The sequence below is a fragment of the Nonomuraea sp. NPDC050547 genome, assembly GCF_044457345.1.
Classification (GTDB): Bacteria; Actinomycetota; Actinomycetes; order Streptosporangiales; family Streptosporangiaceae; genus Nonomuraea.
This window is the reverse complement of sequence record NZ_JBITGW010000003.1, coordinates 179,812-197,519: the sequence shown is the minus strand read 5'-3', so window position 1 is coordinate 197,519 and position 17,708 is coordinate 179,812. Positions and strand designations below refer to the sequence as shown.

Genomic DNA, 17,708 nt, shown 5'->3' with positions numbered 1-17,708 from the left:
ATGGTCAGGCTGCAGTCGGTCAGGAAGAGGTACGGCGCGCTGGAGGTGCTCAAGGGCGTCAGCCTGGAGGTGCCGGAGGGCGGTGTGGTGTGCGTCGTGGGCCCGTCGGGTTCCGGCAAGTCGACGCTCCTGCGGTGCGTGAACCGGCTGGAGACGATCGACTCGGGCCGTGTCTGGGTGGACGGCGAGCTCGTCGGCTACCGGGAGCGGGCCGGGCGGCTGCACCTGCTGCGGCCGGATGAGCTGTGCGGGCAGCGTCAGAAGGTCGGCATGGTGTTCCAGCGCTTCCACCTGTTCCCGCACATGACGGCGCTGGAGAACGTGATGGAGGGCCCGTGCGCCGTCCAGCGGGTGCCGCGCGCGGAGGCCGCGCGGCGGGCCGGGGAGCTGCTGGTGCGGGTGGGGCTGGCCGACCGGGCCGGGCACTACCCGTCGCAGCTGTCGGGCGGCCAGCAGCAGCGGGTGGCGATCGCCCGTAGCCTGGCCATGAACCCGAAGGTGATGCTGTTCGACGAGCCGACCAGCGCCCTGGACCCCGAGCTGGTGCAGGAGGTACTGACGGTCATGCGCGATCTGGCGGCGAGCGGGATGACCATGATCGTGGTGACGCACGAGATGGGCTTCGCGCGGGAGGCGGGCGACCACCTGGTGTTCGTGGACGACGGGCTGATCGTGGAGGAGGGGCCGCCGCGCGAGGTGCTGGCCCGTCCGCGCCACGAGCGGACCCGGGCGTTCCTCGGGCAGGTGCTGTGATGCTGGATCTGCTCATCACGGGCGCGCGCCTGGCCGACGGCACGGGCGCGCCCCTGCGCCCGGCCGACGTCGGCGCCCTGGACGGCCGCGTGGTGCTCCTGCCGCCCTCGGCCCCCTCCCACCGGGGGCACGCCCCCGTCCCCTCCCCTCAGGGGTACGCTCCGGGTTCCTCCCCTCAGGGGTACGCCTCGGGCGCGCCCCGTCAACGGCACGCCCCGGATGCCGGATCTCGGCCGGATCCCCGGGCGCGGGTGGTGCTGGACGGGGCCGGGATGGTGGTGGCGCCCGGGTTCATCGACGTGCACACCCACTCCGACGCCGCCTCGCTGTTCGGCCCCGAGTTCGCGGAGCTGGCCGCGGCGCCGGTGCGGATGGGGGTGACGACGGAGATCTGCGGCAACTGCGGGTCGAGCCTGTTCCCCGCGCTGCCGGAGCGGCTGGAGGAGCTGTCACGGTCAAGCCGGACCTCGTTCGGCGGCCGAGTAGCGATATTTCGGGACTTCGCCGGGTTTGCGGAGGCGCACGCGGGGGCGCCCCGGGCCAATCATCTCGCCTCGCTGGTCGGGCACGGCACGCTGCGGGCTGGGGTGGTCGGGTACGAGGACCGGGCGGCTTCGCCGTACGAGCTGGACGTCATGTGCGGGCTGCTCGGCGACGCGCTCGCGGCGGGCGCGGCCGGGCTCTCCACCGGGCTGATCTACACGCCGGGCACCTACGGCGGCACCGACGAGGTGGTCGCGCTGGCGAGCGTGGCCGCGCGGTACGGCCGGCCGTACGTGACCCATCTGCGCGACGAGATGGCGCGCGTGGAGGAGGCGCTGGAGGAGGCGGCCGAGATCGCCCGCAGGAGCGGCGCGGCGCTGCACGTCTCGCACCACAAGACCGCGGGCAGGCACGCCTGGGGCAGGACCGAGCGGACCCTCGCCCGCCTGGCCGAGCTGCGCGCCGGCGGCATGGACGTCACCTGCGACGTCTACCCCTACACGGCGGGGAGCACGTCGCTGTCGGCGATGCTGCCGCCGTGGGCCAACGACGGCGGCACCTCCGCGCTGCTGGAACGGCTGCGCGACCCGGCCCAGCGCGCCAGGATGCGCCGGGCGATCGCCGAGGGCGTGCCCGGCTGGGAGAACACGGTCGGCAACGGCGGCTGGGACCTCATCTCGGTGGCCTCGGCCGTGGGGCACCGCGAGCTGGAGGGCCGCACGATCGCCTCGCTCGGCGGCGACCCCGTGGACGCGGCGGCCGAGCTGCTGCTGGCCGAGGGCGGCCAGGTGACGATCATCAGCCATTCGATGCGCGAGGACGACGTGCGGCGGGTGCTGGCGGCGGAGTTCACGATGATCGGCTCGGACGGGGTGCCGAAGCCGGGGCGGCCGCATCCGCGGATCGCCGGGACGTTCCCGCGGGTGCTGGGGCACTACGCGCGAGAGGAGGGCCTGTTGTCGCTGGAGGCGGCGGTGCACAAGATGACCGGGATGGCGGCCGGGCGCTTCGGCCTGGCCGGTCGCGGGGTGGTGCGCGACGGGGCCCATGCCGATCTGGTGGTGTTCGACCCGGCCGCGATCGCGGACGCGGCCACCTACGCCGACCCGCTGCTGCCCCCTCGGGGACTGGCGGCGGTCGTGGTGGCGGGCGAGACGGCCGTCACCGGCGGCGAGCCGACCGGCGCCACGCCGGGCGGGATCGTCACCCCATGACGCTCGCCGAACTCGCGGCGGCCTGCCCGGGAACGCTGGCGGTGGCGGTACGCCGCCCCGGCGGCGGATTCGGGATCAACGAGGACGCCGAGCTGCCCTTGGCCAGCGTCGGCAAGCTCCTGCTGCTGGCCGAGGTCGCGATGAGCATCGACGGCGGCATCCTCGACCCGGCCACGCCCGTGCGCCTGGAGGAGGAGGAGGACTACTGCGGCGGTTCCGGCCTGCTGCTCGGGCTGAGCGCGCGCACGTGGAGCGTCGCCGACCTGGCCCTGATGACCGCGGCCGTCAGCGACAACACCGCCACCAACGCGCTCCTGCGCACCGTCGGCCTCGACCGGGTCAACGCGGCGGGGGCGGCCCTCGGCCTGACCCGCACGCGGCTGCTCGACCGCATCCGCGAGCCGCGCGGCCCGGAGCATCCGCCGACGTTCGCCGTGGGGACCGCGGCGGAGCTGGCGGGCCTGGCGGCGCTGGTGGCGGGGAGCAACGGCTGGCAGGTGCAGCTGCGCGAGTGGATGCTGGCCAACACCGACCACACGCTCGTGCCCGCGCTGGTCCGGCACGACCCGGAGGGCGCGTGGCTGGCCAACAAGACCGGCACCGACGACGGCGTGCGGGCCGACGTCGGGCTGATGGGCGAGCGAGCCTACGCCGTGCTCGCCTGCGGCCCGGCCGGCAGCGAGGACGACCTGGCCGCCGCCGTACGCCAGGCGGGCCTGCTCATCGCCGCCTGACCTGGGCTGATTAGGGTAGGCCCACGTCCGTTCGACAGAGGAGGCCGCATGCTCGGCAGCCATCGTCTCCGGGTGCTGCTGGAGGTGTTCCGCACCGGCAGCATCGCGGGGGCCGCGCGCGGCCTGAAGCTGTCGCCGTCGGCCGTCTCCCACCAGCTGGCCAAGCTGGAGGAGGAGGCGGGCGTCGGCCTGGTGGAGCGCAACGCGCAGAGCCTGCGGCTGACCGAGGCCGGCCGCCGGCTGGCCCACCGGGCTCAGGAGGTCGTCGACATCCTGGAGGCGGCCGAGAAGGACCTGCTGGCCCAGGCCCGGGTCGACGCGGGCGAGCTGCGGATCGGCTTCTTCGCCTCGGCCGGGTACCGCCTGCTGCCGCTGGCCCTGTCGCGCTTCGCCACCCGCTATCCGAGCGTGCGGCTCGACCTGGTGGAGGGCCAGCCGTACGAGCTGCTGCCCGATCTCGAGCGCGGCGCGCTCGACGTGCTCGTGGTCTTCGAGCACGCGCTGGATCCGTGGAAGTGCCCGGACGGAGTGGAGGTCCTGCACCTGTTCGACGAGCCGCAGCTGCTCGTGGTGCCCGCCGGCCACCAGGCCGCCCAGCGTCCCCGGGTACGGCTGGCGGAGCTGGCCGGTGAGCACTGGATCACGACGTTCGGCGCCGAGCATCCGGTCTCGACGCTGGAACGCGCCAGCGCGCTGGAGGGCTTCACCCCGCAGGTGCGCTGCCGCAGCGACCACTACGAGGTGACGATCGGCCTGGTGCGCGCCGGGCTGGGCGTGGCGCTGGTGCCGAGCCTGGGCCTGCAGGGCGTCACCGGCGTCCAGGTGTGCCGGGTGGTCAACCAGCGGCTGTTCCGCCGCATCGGCGTGGCCCGCCGTCCCACGAACCCGAACCCGGCGGCCCGCTCCTTCATCGCCTACCTGCGCACCGCCGCGGCGCAGCTCCTCAACTCCCTGGACCCCGGCCTGCGCTGAGGTCCCCCTGAAACGGAAGGGCCGCGCGGAGGGATCCGCGCGGCCACCTCACGTCCGTGGCGTTACAGGTACTGGCCCGTGTTGGCGACGGTGTCGATGGAACGGCCGGCCTCGGATCCCTGCTTGCCGGAGACCAGGGTGCGGATGTACACGATCCGCTCGCCCTTCTTTCCGGAGATCCGCGCCCAGTCGTCCGGGTTGGTGGTGTTGGGCAGGTCCTCGTTCTCGGAGAACTCATCGACGCAGGCGGCCAGCAGGTGCTGCACCCGCAGGCCCTTCTGCCCCGTCTCCAGGAACTGCTTGATGGCCATCTTCTTGCCCCGGTCGACGATGTTCTGGATCATCGCGCCGGAGTTGAAGTCCTTGAAGTACAGGACTTCCTTGTCGCCGTTGGCGTAGGTCACCTCGAGGAAGCGGTTCTCCTCGCTCTCGGTGTACATGCGCTCCACGACGCTCTGGATCATGCCCGCGATGGTTCCCTCGCGCGATTCGCCGTGCTCGCTGAGGTCCTCCGGGTGCAGGGGAAGTCCGGTGACGAGGTACTTGGAGAAGATGTCCTTCGCCGCCTCGGCGTCCGGCCGCTCGATCTTGATCTTGACGTCCAGGCGGCCGGGCCGCAGGATCGCCGGGTCGATCATGTCCTCGCGGTTGGAGGCGCCGATGACGATGACGTTCTCCAGGCCCTCGACGCCGTCGATCTCCGACAGCAGCTGGGGCACGATGGTGTTCTCGACGTCGGAGCTGACGCCAGAGCCTCGGGTGCGGAAGATCGAGTCCATCTCGTCGAAGAACACGATCACCGGGGTGCCCTCTGAGGCCTTCTCACGCGCCCGCTGGAAGACCAGGCGGATGTGCCGCTCGGTCTCACCGACGTACTTGTTGAGCAGTTCCGGGCCCTTGATGTTGAGGAAGAAGCTCTTGCCTTCCTGGCCGGTCTTCTCGGCGACCTGCTTGGCCAGCGAGTTGGCGACCGCCTTGGCGATGAGCGTCTTGCCGCAGCCGGGCGGGCCGTACAGCAGCACGCCCTTCGGGGGCCTGAGCTTGTGCTCGCGGAAGAGGTCGGCGTGCAGGTAGGGCAGCTCGATGGCGTCCCTGATCTGCTCGATCTGCCGCATGAGTCCGCCGATCTCCTCGTAGGAGATGTCGGGGACCTCTTCGAGCACCAGCTCTTCGACTTCGGACTTGGGAATGCGCTCGTAGACGTAGCCGGAGCGCGGCTCGAGCAGCAGCGAGTCGCCGGCCCTGATGGGCTGGTCGACCAGCGACTCGGCCAGGCGCACGACGCGTTCCTCGTCGGCGTGCGAGATGACCAGGGCGCGCTTGCCGTTGTCGAGCAGTTCCTTGAGCATCACGATCTCGCCGACCTCTTCGTAGCCGAGTGCCTCGACCACGTTGAGCGCCTCGTTGAGCATGACCTCCTGGCCACGCCGGAGCGAGTCGACGTCGACGGCCGGGCTGACGTTCACGCGGAGCTTGCGCCCTCCGGTGAACACCTCGATCGTGCCGTCTTCTCTGGCCTCCAGGAAGGTGCCGAACCCGGATGGCGGTTGCGCCAGCCGGTCCACCTCTTCCTTGAGGGCGACGATCTGGTCCCTGGCCTCCTTGAGTGTTGCCACCAGGCGTTCGTTCTGGCCGGTCACCGCCGCCAGATTCGCCTGGACCTCATGGAGACGCTCTTCCAGGACCCTGGCCTGACGGGGTGACTCGGCCAGCTTCCGCCTCAGCGCGGTGATCTCCTCTTGGAGGAAGGAGACCTGTGTTGTGAGATCAGCGACCTCCCGTTCGCGCTGCGCGGCTCGAGCCTCAGCATCATCGCGAGCTGCCACGCCCCGTCACCTCCTTCCCAGTCGAGGGCGACTACTAAGGACCTTACCTATCTCGGGCCCCTCCGTAACCTGGCCGGGCAGTGTTCGTAGAGTGACATTCGGTATTCGGTGAATAATCCCCAATGGTGCGTTTAATCCTGCCAGCATATGAACACGGCGAGATGTTCCCGTGTCACGCACCAACGCACCCTCGTGGCCAAATTGTCATAGTTCTTCGGTGGTCCCCTTCGGTCGTCTGCGGCGCGGCGGCGGGGTGACGCCGTCGGCCATGCGGCGGGCGGAGACGAGGAACCCGGTGTGGCCGATCATCCGATGATCAGGCCTTACGGCCAAGCCCTCGACATGCCAGTCGCGAAGGAGGGTCTCCCACGCATGGGGCTCGGTGAAACTCCCGTGATCCCGAATCGTCTCCACCGTCTTGGACATCTGGGTCGTCGTGGCGACGTAACAGCAGATGACCCCGCCCGGGGTGAGGGCCTTGGCGGCCGCGTCCACGCACTCCCACGGGGCCAGCATGTCGAGGATGACCCGGTCGACGTCGATCTCGTCGATGCTCTCGTTGAGGTCACCGACGACCAGGCGCCAGGTGCCGGTCTCGCCGCCGTAGAACTTCTCGACGTTCTTGCGGGCGACGTCGGCGAACTCCTGGCGGCGCTCGTACGACGTGACGTGCCCCTCAGGGCCGACGGCCCGCAGCAGGAAGCAGGTCAGGGCGCCCGAGCCGACCCCCGCCTCGATCACCCGCGCGCCCGGGAAGACGTCGGCCATGCCGACGATCATCGAGGCGTCCTTCGGGTAGATCACGGCGGCGCCACGCGGCATCGCCAGTGTGTAGTCCTGGAGCAGGTGCCGGAAGGCGAGGTACTGGGTGCCGCCGGAAGAACGCACCACCGAGCCCTCGGGCTGGCCGATCAGCTCGGCGTGGGGGATGGCGCCCTTGTGGGTGTGGAAGACGCCGTCCTCCTTGAGCGTGATCGTGTGGCGCTTGTTCTTGGGGTCGGTGAGCTGCACCTGATCCCCCGCCTGGAAAGGCCCATGCCTGCGGAAACCCATGGCGGCAAGGTTATAGGGATTTCGACTGGTCCCAGACGCGCGATATGAAGGGGGGATGTTTCCGCGCGATGTGATCTCCGCCGGCCCGCTGCTGCTGCGGCCCCCCACCGACGACGACACCCAGGCGGTCGTGCAGGCCTGTGACGACCCGGTGACGGCCAGGTTCCTGCCGTTCCTCGCCTCGCCGTACACGGCCGAGGACGCCCGTGACTACCTGCGCGTGGCCGAGGAGAAGTGGGCGAAGGGCGGCGCGGAGTTCACGATCACCCGCGAGGGCCGTTTCGTGGGCTCGGCCGGATTGCAGCCGATCGACCGCTATGGCACCACCTCGGTCGGCTATCTGGTCGCGCCGCACGCGCGCGGCACCGGCGTGGCCAGCACCGTCGCCAGGGCGCTCGCCGACTGGGCGCTCGACCACGGGGCCGCCCGCGTCGAACTTGAGGCCGAGGTGAGCAACCTCGCCAGCCTGCGCGCCGCCTACAAGGCCGGGTTCCGGCAGGAGGGCGTCAGGCGCGAGGGCAAGCGGCTGCGCGACGGCAGCAGGACCGACCAGGTGACGTTCGGCAGGGTGGCGGGCGAGCCGGTCGAGACGGCCGAGCCGTACTTCCCCTTCTTCCCCGGCGGGCACCTCACCGACGGCGTGGTACGGCTGGCGCCGATCGGCGAGGCGCACGCCGAGGGGTTCCTGGCGATGATGGGCGACCCGGTCGTGCGCTCGTACTCGATGGCGCCCCCGGGCCCGCTGTCGGACTACGTGCGCCGGTGCCGCTACACGGGCTTCTGGTGGATGTCGGGCCAGCGGGTGGAGGTGGTGATCGAGGACGCGGCCACGGGCGCCTTCGCCGGGCACGTGCAGCTGGTGAACGTGGCGCAGGTGCTCCACCAGGCCATGGTCGGCTACTCGCTGGTGCCGGGCTTCCGCGGCAGGGGCTTCATGAGCAGGGCGCTGGCGCTGCTGGTGGAGTGGGCGTTCGCGGCCACCCCGCTGCGCCGTCTGACGGCCGGGACCGCCGTGGACAACACCGCCTCCCACCGGGTACTGGAGCGGGCCGGCTTCACCCGCCAGCACGTGCACCGCCAGCTGCTCCCCCGCCCCGACGGCGGCTGGTCGGACGATCAGGAGTGGCTGCTCCTGCATCCCAAACTGGGGGAAAAATCCTGATTACCGGTTGAAGGTCTGGTCAACGGTGGATTTGGGAGGTAATAGTCGAAACCACCGACCCATCAGGCACCGCCGGCCGTTGGGACTTCCATGAGAATCAGCCGCACCGACGTCGCTGTGCACGATCTCATCCAGGACTTCTCCCGCGTGGACGTGGGGGTGCTCATCGATCGCCTGGCCCGGTCTGCGGCGGTCGTGACGGCCGCCGGGTACGCCGGGTTCGTCCAGGTGGATCCACTCCAGGAGCTGGCCAGGTCCGTCGCCCTGCACGGCCCGCCGGGCGACCCGCTGCGCGTGCGGGCCTGGCTGGCCGAGTCCGGGGTGCTGAAGGAGCTGGCCGTCAGCCGCGGGGCCCTGCTGCTGGCCCGTGACGTGCCGGTCGGCGAGCCGGGGTTCCTGGCGGTGCCGGTGCCGCTGGCGACGCGGGAGCAGGCGTTCCTGTGGACCGCCGGGCGGGACTTCGACGACTTCGACACCCACCTGCTCGGCCGCTTCGCCACGGCCGCGGGGCGGGCGCTTGAGGCGGCCAGCGGGATGGAGGCGGCCGTGCGCCTGCTCCGCGGCGTCCAGGCCTTCGCCCCCTGACCACCCGCCACTTCACCCCCTGACCACCGTCGCAAGCCTTCGCCCCCCGGCCGCCTGCACCCGGGCCCACCCGTCGCGGGCCCGGCTCCCTGACCGCGCGTCCGCAAGCCTTCGCCTTTGACCGCCCATCGCAGCCTTCGCCCCTTGGCCGCCATTCGGGTCCTCCCGCCTGACCCGGGGTGTGAGCGCCTGTCCTGGCGATGGAGCGCCTGTCTCAGGGCACGCGCCGTTGCCGTGTCCGCCGGGCGGGTGTCAGGGGCCCGCGGCGTGGAGGGCGTCGCGCAGCAGCGCGTCCACCTGGCGGGCGAGCCGGTCGACGTCCACGTCACCCCGCAGGTCGAGCTCGGTCACCTGCTGCCCCACCCGCAGTTTCAGCGTGACGCCCCTCCCGCGCACCCTCAACCACATCTCCACGGTACGGCCCAGCGCCTCCGCCTGAGCCTCGCCCTCCACCGCCACCAGCAGTTCCGGCGGCCCGGAACCCATCCGGCCCGGCCCCGGCGGCGCCGTACGCAGGGTGACCCGCCCCCGCAGCGCGTCCACGTCGCGCAGCCAGTCCTCCAGGGAGTGCAGCAGGTCGGCCTCCCCCTCCAGCGTGATGTCGGGCATGGCTCTCACTTCACGATCGGGGCGGTCCGGGCGGAGGTCACCCGGATCAGGTCCTGGGGCGCGAGCTCCAGCTCCAGCCCGTGCCGCCCGCTGGGGATGTACACGCTGTCCTGCCCGGCCGCGCCCGCGTCGAGCACCGACGGCAGGTACGGCAGGGCCACCGGGCTCAGGACGTCGGCCGCGATCGCCTCGCCGATGCGTTCGAGGTCGGCCCGGGTGGCCACCCGGGCGGCGCCGGCGCCGAACGCGGCGGCCAGGGCGTGCTCGTCGATGCGGCCCTCGATGGCGGCGATGGCCAGGACGGCGTGGTGGCCCAGGTAGAGGACGACGGCCTTGAGCATGCGGGGCGGCGGGACGCCGAGGGCCAGCGCCACGGCGGCGCGGGACTTGGTGTGGGCGGGATCGTGCGGATAGGGGTGGACGGCGAAAGGCGTACGTGTTTTCCGGAGAATGCGCATGGCCGTGGTCTCGGCGGCCGTTGAACGGCGTTTCCCGGGTGGGCGCGCTCGCCGTACCTGAAAGTCACGATATTTCGGGGAAAATACATATAAATAGTCAATGAAGGCTTCGGCGAGTTCCACCGCGTCGGCGGCTTCCCGGCGGGTGAGCGGGGCGGCGCCGAGGTGGGCGGCTTCGTTGCCGAGTTCGCGCAGTTCCTCGGCCCAGCTCAGGAGCCATCCGTCGATCCGGCCGGCCGCCCGCAGCTCGCGCAGGGCGTGGAAGAGCGTGCGGCCGGTGATGCCGTGGTCGGCGCAGACCGCCTCCAGCAGGCGCCGCACGTGCAGCACCGCCGCGGCCGCGGAGCCCGCGCGCAGGCCCGCCCTGGCCTGGGTGAGCTCGGCCCGCACGAGGGCGGGAACCTGCTCGCCGATCTCCCGTCCGGGCGTCGGCCACAGCACCTCGGCGGGACGGGCGGGCAGGTCGTCGGGGTCGGCGTCCGGCGCGGGCTCCCCGGACAGCAGCAGCATCACCTGGCGGCAACTCTGGCAGGCGGCCAGCACAAAAGGCTGCAATTCGGTCGGGAGAAAAACCCGGTGCGGCGCGTCCGCTTCACGGGCCAGAGTCTGCCGTCCGCAACCCGGGCAATCGACGTCGAATTTCGCCCCCCACCGCGCCACAGAACGGAAGATATTCGATCACATTAATTGCATCAAGGGCGTAATCTCCCAGTATGAAGACCTGGCCGTTCGCCGGGCGCAGGCAGGAACTGGAACATCTGGTCCGCCTCGCGCGCGATCCGACCGCGCAGGGCGTGCTCGTCGCCGGTCCCGCCGGGGTGGGCAAGAGCAGGCTCGCCGGGAAGATCCTGGAGGCCTTCCGGCCGGGCAGGGTCACGCTCCTGCCGATCACCGCGACCAAGGCGGCCAGCGGCATCCCCAACGGCGCACTGGCCGACCTCATCCCCCGCGACCACCCGCCCCACCTGGTCAACACGCTGCGCTGGGCGGGCGAGGAACTCCTCAAGCAGGCCCGCGGCCGCACCCTCGTCCTCGCCGTGGACGACGCGCACCTGCTCGACAGCCACTCGGCCGAGGTCGTCGCCTCCCTGGTACGGGGCCGCCAGGCCCGCCTCGTGGCCACGCTCCGCACCGGCGAGCCCGCGCCCGACTCCATGACGGGACTCTGGCGCGACGGCCACGTCCGCCGCCTCGACGTGGACCCGTTCAGCGACGCCGACCTCGTGGCCGTGCTCGCCGCCGCGCTCGGCGGACCGCCCGACGACGCCACCGCCCGGCGCCTGGGCGAGATCACCGAGGGCAACGCGCTGTTCCTGCAGGAGGTCGTGACGGCGGCGCGCGCCGCTGGATCGCTCCACCCCATCCAGGGCGTGTGGAAGCTGACCGGCGACCCGCCGCTGGCCCCGCGCCTGGCCGACCTCATCCACGAACGCATCGGCGCCCTGTCGCCCGCCCTGAAGGCCGTCCTGGAGTACACGGCCTTCGCCGAGCCGGTGGGCGCCAGAACCCTGTCGGCCCTGTGCTCGGAGGAGGCGGTCCTGGAAGCGGAGGAACGCGGCCTCATCAAGGTCGCCGTGGACCGCCGCCGCGAGATCGCCCGCCTCGGCCACCCCCTCTACGGCGAGGTCGCCCGCGAACACTGCCCGGAGCTGCGCCGCCGCCGCAGGCACGCCGACCTCGTCGCCGCCGTCGAACCCACCGGCCTGCGCCGCGTGGAGGACCTCGTCCGCGTCACCGTGTGGCGGCTGACCGCCGGCCTGGGCGCGGACCCCGAGCCGCTGCTGGCCGCCTGCCGCCTGGCGTGGGCGGCACACGACTACCCGACCGCGATCCGCCTGGGCGAGGCCGCCGTGGAGGCGGGCACGGACGGCGGTACGGCAAGCGCCCCCGCGACGGCGGGCACGCCCACGACGGCCCGCGGCGCCACGGAGACGGCCACCGGGAACGCGACGGCGGCGATCCAGCTGGCCACCGTCCTCGACTACGCCCAGCAGCCCGACCGTGCGCGCGCGGTCCTGGACGCCGTCGCCCCGCCCCGCGACGAACCCGGCCGCGCCCGCCTGGTCCAGGCCGTCGCCAGCAACCTGGCCTGGGGCATGGACCGCCTGGGCGACGCCCTCGACCTCCTGGCCACCACTGAGAAGTCCCTGCGAGACCCGGCCCTGCGCCTGCAGTTGGCCACCCGCCGCCTGTCCCTGACGGCATCGGCCGCCCGCCCCGCCGACGCCCTGCACCTGAGCGACACCCTCCTGTCCCCCGGCACACCCCCCGACCCGGCCCCGCCCCCCGCCTCTTCGCCGCCTCTGCCCGGCGCGCCGCCGTCCGTCGCGCGGCCCGTGGAGGAGCCGGGCACCAGCGACCCCGTGCCGCTCAAGGCCGTCGTCACCGGCACCTCCGGCCTGCCGCTACCGGAGGACGCGCCCCTTCCTCAGGCGGCCACCCTCCCGGAGGAAGCGGCTCTCCCCGACGAGGCGGCCCTGCCCAACGCGGTGACCCTGCCCGACGCGGCGGCTCTTACCGACCCAACGACCCTTCCCGGGGACACGACCGCCCCCGCGCGGTCGCGCGGCGTGAGGCTGGGCCCGGTGTTGCGGGCGCAGGTGCTGAACTCCCGTGCCCTGGCCCTCTGCTACTCCGGCCGCACCCGGGAGGCCGCCGAACTGGTCCGCGAGGCCCTGGACGAGGCACCGTCCTGGCGCGACGGCATCCCCGCCCTGGTCTCGCCCCTGCACTCCACGTGGGCCATGTGCGGCTACTTCGCCGGCGACCTCCCCCTCATGGACCAGGCGATCGCCTCCATGCGCGCCGAACTGGCCGGCCAGCGCGGATGGTCGCGCGGCGAGGGCAGCCTGGCGCTCTCACGGGGCCACGCGGCGACCCTCAGAGGCGAACTGGGCGCCGCGCTCCTCATCCTCCACTCCCCGGCCAACCACGAGACCGCCGTGACCGTAGGCGGCTGTATGGGGGCGTATGCGGCGGTTCAGGCGCTTCGGGGGGACGCACCGGCCGCCCGCGCCACCCTGCGCGCCGCCCTCGACCGCAACCGCGCCACGTGGACCGCGTTCACCCGCTGGGTGGCGCTGACCCGTGTATGGATAGCCGCCGCGGCCGGCGAGCTGGAACACGCCGCCGAACTCGCCCTCGCCGCCGCCGCTGAGTGCCGCGAGGCGGGCCTGTCGGCGTTCGAGTCGGTGGCCCTGCACGACGCGGTACGCCTCGGCGCACCCCACTCCGCCCTCCCCCGCCTGGAAGAGCTCACCACGGTGATGGACGGCTCCAGGGTACGGCTGGCCGCCCGCCAGGCCCGCGCCCTGTCCGCCGACGACCCGGGCGGTCTCCTGGACGTGGCGGCCGGCTTCGACACCCTGGGTATGCGCCTGCACGCGGCCGAGGCAGCCGCCCAGGCCGCGTCCCTGCTACGCCGCACCCGGGGAGAGAAGGCGGCACGGGCGGCGGCCACCGAGGCCTGGTCGCTGGCCGGAGCCTGCCAGGGCGTCGACACCCCCGCCCTGCGGGGCCTGGCCGCCCCCAACCTCACCAGCCGGGAACTCCAGGTAGCCAAGCTGACGGCCGCCGGCCTGAGCCACCGTGAGATCGCCGAACGCCTGGGCATAGCCATCCGAACCGCCATGAACCACCGCAACCAGGCCTACTGGAAACTGGGCGTCAACTCCCCCGCCGAACTGGCCAAGGCCCTGACCCGCCACTGAAAGCCCCACTACCCAAGCAACCACACGCCCGCAACCTCGCGGGCCGACAACCTCACGGGGCCCACGACCTCTCCCGCGCATGGCTCGCGTGCGCACGACCTCATGCAAGCCGGCCATCGCGTCATGCGCCCATGGGGCCTGCCGCGTGTCCGCGATTCCGTGGCGTCCCTGGGCGCGGTCGGCCGGCCGGCGTCGCGCACGTCACGGCGGCGCGGGCGCGCGGCCGATGACCGTTCCCCTGGAGGCCGCACGCCACGTGCGGCGGGTGGGGGTGGGCGTGGCTTGCCGTAACACCAGCCGTAACACCAAAGCCGTAACCCCAAGAGCCGTGACGCGAGGAGCCGCCCACAAGGACCCAGCTGACTATCCCCGGTGGGCCTCGAAGCGCATGGTGCGGGAGACGCCGACGCGGACGGTGGTGCCGGGGGTGATGGTGACGGGCTCGTTCGGGGGGATGTCGTAGAAGTTGGGGTCGCCGGGCGGCTGGATCTGGGTGCCGTTGACGGAGCCGAGGTCGACGAGGTTGACGTCCCAGCCGTCCAGGGCAACGCGCAGGTGGCGGCGGGAGACCGAGCCGTCGGGGCTGGTGACCTTGGCGGGGCGGGCGGTGCCGCCGGCCACCTCGGGGGCGCGCTCGGGGTCGCGGCCCAGCAGGTAGTCGGCCTCCAGGGGCAGCGCCATGCCGTCGTCCAGGATGAGGACACCGAGTGACGGGCGCGGGCCCTTGTAGGGGACGAGCGTGCGCTGCACGAGGGCGATGCCGCAGACCGCGCAGTAGGGAACGCGGGGGTCGTTGAAGTGGTCGTTCTTGCAGTCCACGCCGTAGACCATGGGGCGCTGGTCGCCGTCGGAGGGCGCGGCGCCGTTGCCGGGGGGCTGCTCGTCGAGCCTGGGTGCGCCGCCCATGGGCGGGGACGGCGGCACCTGCTGCGGCGGCGGGCCCCACGGGTCCTGCGCGGGCTGCTGTCCGGACGGCGCGCCCTGCTGCTCGAACGGGGGCTGATCGAACGGCGGCTGGTCGAAGGAGGACGGCTGCTGCGCCTCGAAGGGCGGCGGCTGGTCGAAGGTGGACTGCTGCTCGAACGGCGGCTGGTCGAAGGAGGGCTGCTGCGGCTCGTACGGGGGCTGGTCGAAGTGCGGCTCGGACGTCGGCGGGCTGGACGGCGGGCGCTCGTCGCGGGCGGGCTCCGGGCTCGGCATCGGGTACGGAGCCATCTGCACGGGAGCCGGCTCCGGCTCCGGTTTGGGCTGCGGCAGGAGGTCGGGGTCCATGTGGATGGCGGTGTGCGGCAGTTCCTCGGTCAGCGGCCGCGAAGCCGGGCGCCGTTCGGCCGGCTTGGCGGGCGCCGGAGCGGGGGCCGCGAGCGCCTGGGCGGGCGCGTCGATCATGTCCGCGAGCAGGCCGGCGCCGCCGACCACGCCGCCGTCGAACTGGACCGCCGGGTGCGGCTGCCCCGCCCCGGGCAGGCTCAGCTCGACCCGGTGCACGTGTCCGGCGATGAGCCGGTCGGCCCAGGTGAGGGAGTCGCTGCCGGACAGGCGGGTCTCGCCGTCGGCGGTGGTGATCGTGGCGGTGGCCGCCCCGCTGACGAGTACGGCCACGCCGCCGCCCACCGGCCCGGCCACGGCGCAGGTGGCCGGGTCGCCGGTCATCGCGCGGGCCAGCGCCTGGGCGGCGCGGCGGGCCAGGGCCCTGCCGTCGCCACCGGTGGCGGCGGTCTCCCGCAAGGCCTCGATCAGCTCGGTTCCGGTCGCCTCAGAAGCGTCGCATACCAGCAGCAGGCCGCCCACGTAGGCGACCAGCCCGTTGCCAGGAAGCGGACGCACCACTCCGAAGCCCTGGTCCGTCACTGAACCTCTCCTCCCCGGAAGCCGGCGGTTGTGCGGCACCGGCACCTTGGTGCTGGCCGCCAGCCTTACGCATACCCAGTCGGCCACGGAGCCAAGGTCTCGATTCGGTGAAACCCCTGGACCGTGGCAAACCCCGCACTGGTGCAAGTCTGACCAAATGGCACCCTATCGGCCAGACCTGTGGGGGGAAAACAGTCAGACCCCGGAGAAGACCCGGTTGACGTCGGCGGTGGCCAGCACGCCGTAGATCTCGCCACCCCGCTCGACCAGCAGATACTCGGCCGCCGGCGACTCGCGCATGGCGTCGATCAAGGGCTCTCCGGTGAGGTCGGCGGCCAGGACCATGGCGGGTTCCAGGGACTTGGCCAGCGCGCCCACCTCGACCCACGGGCGGCGGTGTTCCGGGGTGGCCTGGACGGCGGCCTCGTTGACGATCGCCACCGGCCTGCCGTCGTGGTCGACCACGACGACGGCGCCCGCCTTCTGCTCGGCGGCCTGGCGCAGCGCCTCCGACAGCGGCGTCGAGGCGATCACCGGGATCGCCCTGCGGGCCAGCTGGCGGGCGTTGACCTGGGGGATGCGGGCGCGGATGCGGGCGACGTTCAGCGCCTGGCTGGCGCCCATCCAGATGAACGAGGCCAGCACCACCGACCAGACGAGCTGCAGCGTGTCGATCGGACGGTCGCTCAGCAGCGACAGCGCCACCGGGACGAGGATCAGCACGACCGCCAGGCCCCTGCCGGTCCAGCCGGCGGCGACGGTGCCGCGCCCCGGGCTGGCGGTGAGCTTCCACACGCCGGCGCGCAGCATGCGCCCGCCGTCGAGGGGCAGGCCGGGCAGCAGGTTGAACACGCCGACGATCAGGTTCGACCACCACAGCTGCCTGATCAGGATCTCGGGGATGCCGGCCCCGTCGATCAGGAACGCGTCGGCCAGCAGCCCCACCGCCGCCAGCCCCAGCGACAGGATCGGCCCCGCCGCGGCGATCATGAACTCCTTGCCGGGCGTCGGCGGCTCCTTCTCGATCTCGGACACGCCGCCGAGGAGGTAGAGCGTGATGCGCCGGACCGGAAGGCCGTACCACTTCGCGAGGACGCTGTGGGCGAGCTCGTGCAGGAGCACGGACAGATACAGGAGTACGGCGAAGGCGAAGGCCACCCCGTAGGCCTCGAAGTCCCCCATGCCGGGCAGGCGGAAGACGTCCTGGAAGCTGATGGTGATGAAGCCCGCGATGATGAGCCAGGTCCACGACACGTACACGGGGATGCCGAACGGGCTTCCCATCCGAAGACCGGAGAATTCCTGCCGCGGCCGCTGGTCGCTCACTGGACTCCCTTTGAGATCGTGCTGTTGCTGCCTTGATGCTACGCGGCGGATCGCGCGAACCTGGTTTCGCGGCCCCCATTCTGTCGGGGTCTTGACCTACAGTGCGGTGCATGACGTTGACCGAACCGGTGATCATCGGAGCCCTTTCCCCCTCCCGGGCGGGCGACTTCATGACCTGTCCCCTTCTCTACCGCTTCCGGGTGATCGACCAGTTGCCGGAGAAGCCGTCGCAGGCGGCCGTGCGCGGCACCGTGGTCCACGCCGTGCTGGAGCGCCTGTACGACCTGCCCGCGCCGCGCCGGTCGGTCGCGGCGGCGCTGGAGCTGCTGGACCCGCAGTGGGAGCGCCTGCTGGGCGAGGAGCCCGCGTTCGCCGGGATGTTCGCCGACGACGCCGAGCAACGCCAGTGGCTCGACCAGGCGCGGGCGATGCTGGAGCGCTACTTCACCCTGGAGGACCCGACCCGGCTCGAACCCGCGGAACGTGAGCTGTACGTGGAGGCCGTGCTCGACAGCGGCCTCCTGCTGCGCGGTTACGTCGACCGGCTGGACGTGGCGCCCACGGGCGAGGTGCGGGTGGTCGACTACAAGACCGGCAGCGCCCCCGGGCCCGACTTCGAGGCCAAGGCGCTGTTCCAGATGAAGTTCTACGCGCTGGTGCTGTGGCGGCTGCGCGGTTCGGTGCCGCGGTTGCTGCAGCTGGTGTATCTGGGCGGCGCCGGCGAGGTCCTCCGGTACGCCCCCGACGAGGCCGACCTGCGCGCCACCGAACGGAAGGTGGAGGCGTTGTGGGCGGCGATCCGGCGGGCGCTGGAGACCGGTGAGTGGCGGGCACGGCGTTCGCGGTTGTGCGACTGGTGCGACCACCAGGCGTTGTGCCCGGAGTTCGGTGGCACTCCCCCACCCGTCCCGGACCGCCGCCCCGGCGACGCCGTCCGCACCCGCCGGGCGGCGACCGACGAGTTGTAGCCCT

14 protein-coding genes are annotated in these 17,708 nt (G+C 72.5%); 8 read left to right on the top strand and 6 right to left on the bottom strand.

Going from position 1 to position 17,708, the window contains the following annotated elements:
* From ACIBHY_RS08475 to ACIBHY_RS08460, 4 genes are read left to right on the top strand one after another with little or no spacing between them, the layout of a single operon-like run.
* On the top strand, nucleotides 1-753 hold the full coding sequence (locus tag ACIBHY_RS08475; RefSeq protein WP_397306576.1) for an amino acid ABC transporter ATP-binding protein: 753 nt from the start codon (nucleotides 1-3) through the stop codon (nucleotides 751-753).
* Complete coding sequence (locus tag ACIBHY_RS08470; RefSeq protein ID WP_397306314.1) at nucleotides 753-2,450, top strand: amidohydrolase family protein; 1,698 nt, start codon at nucleotides 753-755, stop codon at nucleotides 2,448-2,450. Before ACIBHY_RS08475 ends, ACIBHY_RS08470 begins: the two co-directional genes overlap by 1 nt.
* Nucleotides 2,447-3,184, top strand: coding sequence for a serine hydrolase (locus ACIBHY_RS08465; RefSeq protein ID WP_397306313.1), 738 nt, complete (start codon nucleotides 2,447-2,449; stop codon nucleotides 3,182-3,184). The genes ACIBHY_RS08470 and ACIBHY_RS08465 overlap by 4 nt, the downstream gene beginning before the upstream one ends.
* A 48-nt stretch (nucleotides 3,185-3,232) precedes the next feature.
* Nucleotides 3,233-4,156 carry a LysR family transcriptional regulator gene (locus ACIBHY_RS08460; RefSeq protein ID WP_379638379.1) on the top strand — a complete coding sequence of 308 codons (924 nt, stop codon included), beginning with the start codon at nucleotides 3,233-3,235 and terminating at the stop codon, nucleotides 4,154-4,156.
* A gap of 62 nt (nucleotides 4,157-4,218) precedes the next feature.
* On the opposite strand, the gene arc is transcribed toward ACIBHY_RS08460, so the two are convergent.
* Both arc and ACIBHY_RS08450 read right to left on the bottom strand, forming a co-directional pair.
* Complete coding sequence (gene arc / locus ACIBHY_RS08455; RefSeq protein ID WP_184968230.1) at nucleotides 4,219-5,982, bottom strand: proteasome ATPase; 1,764 nt, start codon at nucleotides 5,980-5,982, stop codon at nucleotides 4,219-4,221.
* 204 nt (nucleotides 5,983-6,186) lie between these two features.
* Nucleotides 6,187-7,035, bottom strand: coding sequence for a tRNA (adenine-N1)-methyltransferase (locus tag ACIBHY_RS08450; protein ID WP_397250010.1), 849 nt, complete (start codon nucleotides 7,033-7,035; stop codon nucleotides 6,187-6,189).
* Nucleotides 7,036-7,090: 55 nt separating this feature from the next.
* On the opposite strand from ACIBHY_RS08450, the gene ACIBHY_RS08445 reads away from it, so the two are divergent.
* Nucleotides 7,091-8,197: a GNAT family N-acetyltransferase gene (locus ACIBHY_RS08445; protein ID WP_397250012.1), complete on the top strand. Its 1,107-nt coding sequence runs from the start codon at nucleotides 7,091-7,093 to the stop codon at nucleotides 8,195-8,197.
* Nucleotides 8,198-8,287: 90 nt separating this feature from the next.
* Nucleotides 8,288-8,782 (top strand): hypothetical protein, encoded by a 495-nt coding sequence (locus ACIBHY_RS08440; protein ID WP_397306312.1) that lies wholly within the window; start codon nucleotides 8,288-8,290, stop codon nucleotides 8,780-8,782.
* A gap of 252 nt (nucleotides 8,783-9,034) precedes the next feature.
* Here the strand turns inward: ACIBHY_RS08440 and ACIBHY_RS08435 are convergent, their stop codons facing one another.
* Both ACIBHY_RS08435 and ACIBHY_RS08430 read right to left on the bottom strand, forming a co-directional pair.
* Nucleotides 9,035-9,391, bottom strand: coding sequence for a hypothetical protein (locus ACIBHY_RS08435; protein ID WP_397306311.1), 357 nt, complete (start codon nucleotides 9,389-9,391; stop codon nucleotides 9,035-9,037).
* 5 nt (nucleotides 9,392-9,396) lie between these two features.
* Nucleotides 9,397-10,359, bottom strand: coding sequence for a DUF4145 domain-containing protein (locus ACIBHY_RS08430; RefSeq protein WP_397250322.1), 963 nt, complete (start codon nucleotides 10,357-10,359; stop codon nucleotides 9,397-9,399).
* A 203-nt stretch (nucleotides 10,360-10,562) separates the two neighbouring features.
* Here ACIBHY_RS08430 and ACIBHY_RS08425 point away from each other — a divergent pair, with 203 nt between their 5' ends.
* Nucleotides 10,563-13,559 (top strand): AAA family ATPase, encoded by a 2,997-nt coding sequence (locus tag ACIBHY_RS08425; protein ID WP_397306310.1) that lies wholly within the window; start codon nucleotides 10,563-10,565, stop codon nucleotides 13,557-13,559.
* Nucleotides 13,560-13,922: 363 nt separating this feature from the next.
* Here ACIBHY_RS08425 and ACIBHY_RS08420 read toward each other — a convergent pair whose 3' ends face one another.
* Both ACIBHY_RS08420 and ACIBHY_RS08415 read right to left on the bottom strand, forming a co-directional pair.
* Nucleotides 13,923-15,410 carry an FHA domain-containing protein gene (locus tag ACIBHY_RS08420; protein ID WP_397306309.1) on the bottom strand — a complete coding sequence of 496 codons (1,488 nt, stop codon included), beginning with the start codon at nucleotides 15,408-15,410 and terminating at the stop codon, nucleotides 13,923-13,925.
* A 195-nt stretch (nucleotides 15,411-15,605) separates the two neighbouring features.
* Entirely contained in the window at nucleotides 15,606-16,694 is a 1,089-nt protein-coding gene (locus ACIBHY_RS08415) for a site-2 protease family protein (protein ID WP_397250022.1), read from the bottom strand.
* Nucleotides 16,695-16,846: 152 nt separating this feature from the next.
* Between ACIBHY_RS08415 and ACIBHY_RS08410 the strand changes: the two genes are divergently transcribed.
* Complete coding sequence (locus tag ACIBHY_RS08410; protein WP_397250024.1) at nucleotides 16,847-17,704, top strand: RecB family exonuclease; 858 nt, start codon at nucleotides 16,847-16,849, stop codon at nucleotides 17,702-17,704.
* Nucleotides 17,705-17,708 lie beyond the last annotated feature (4 nt).

Excerpts from the sequence above, each read along its gene's own strand:
- ACIBHY_RS08475 (WP_397306576.1), top strand. The coding sequence starts at position 1 with ATGGTCAGGCTGCAGTCGGTCAGGAAGAGGTACGGCGCGCTGGAGGTG.
- ACIBHY_RS08430 (WP_397250322.1), bottom strand. The coding sequence starts at position 10,359 with ATGCTGCTGCTGTCCGGGGAGCCCGCGCCGGACGCCGACCCCGACGAC.
- ACIBHY_RS08435 (WP_397306311.1), bottom strand. The coding sequence starts at position 9,391 with ATGCCCGACATCACGCTGGAGGGGGAGGCCGACCTGCTGCACTCCCTG.
- ACIBHY_RS08415 (WP_397250022.1), bottom strand. The coding sequence starts at position 16,694 with ATGGGAAGCCCGTTCGGCATCCCCGTGTACGTGTCGTGGACCTGGCTC.
- ACIBHY_RS08460 (WP_379638379.1), top strand. The coding sequence starts at position 3,233 with ATGCTCGGCAGCCATCGTCTCCGGGTGCTGCTGGAGGTGTTCCGCACC.
- ACIBHY_RS08425 (WP_397306310.1), top strand. The coding sequence starts at position 10,563 with ATGAAGACCTGGCCGTTCGCCGGGCGCAGGCAGGAACTGGAACATCTG.
- ACIBHY_RS08465 (WP_397306313.1), top strand. The coding sequence starts at position 2,447 with ATGACGCTCGCCGAACTCGCGGCGGCCTGCCCGGGAACGCTGGCGGTG.
- ACIBHY_RS08410 (WP_397250024.1), top strand. The coding sequence starts at position 16,847 with ATGACGTTGACCGAACCGGTGATCATCGGAGCCCTTTCCCCCTCCCGG.
- ACIBHY_RS08450 (WP_397250010.1), bottom strand. The coding sequence starts at position 7,035 with ATGGGTTTCCGCAGGCATGGGCCTTTCCAGGCGGGGGATCAGGTGCAG.
- ACIBHY_RS08440 (WP_397306312.1), top strand. The coding sequence starts at position 8,288 with ATGAGAATCAGCCGCACCGACGTCGCTGTGCACGATCTCATCCAGGAC.
- ACIBHY_RS08445 (WP_397250012.1), top strand. The coding sequence starts at position 7,091 with ATGTTTCCGCGCGATGTGATCTCCGCCGGCCCGCTGCTGCTGCGGCCC.
- ACIBHY_RS08470 (WP_397306314.1), top strand. The coding sequence starts at position 753 with ATGCTGGATCTGCTCATCACGGGCGCGCGCCTGGCCGACGGCACGGGC.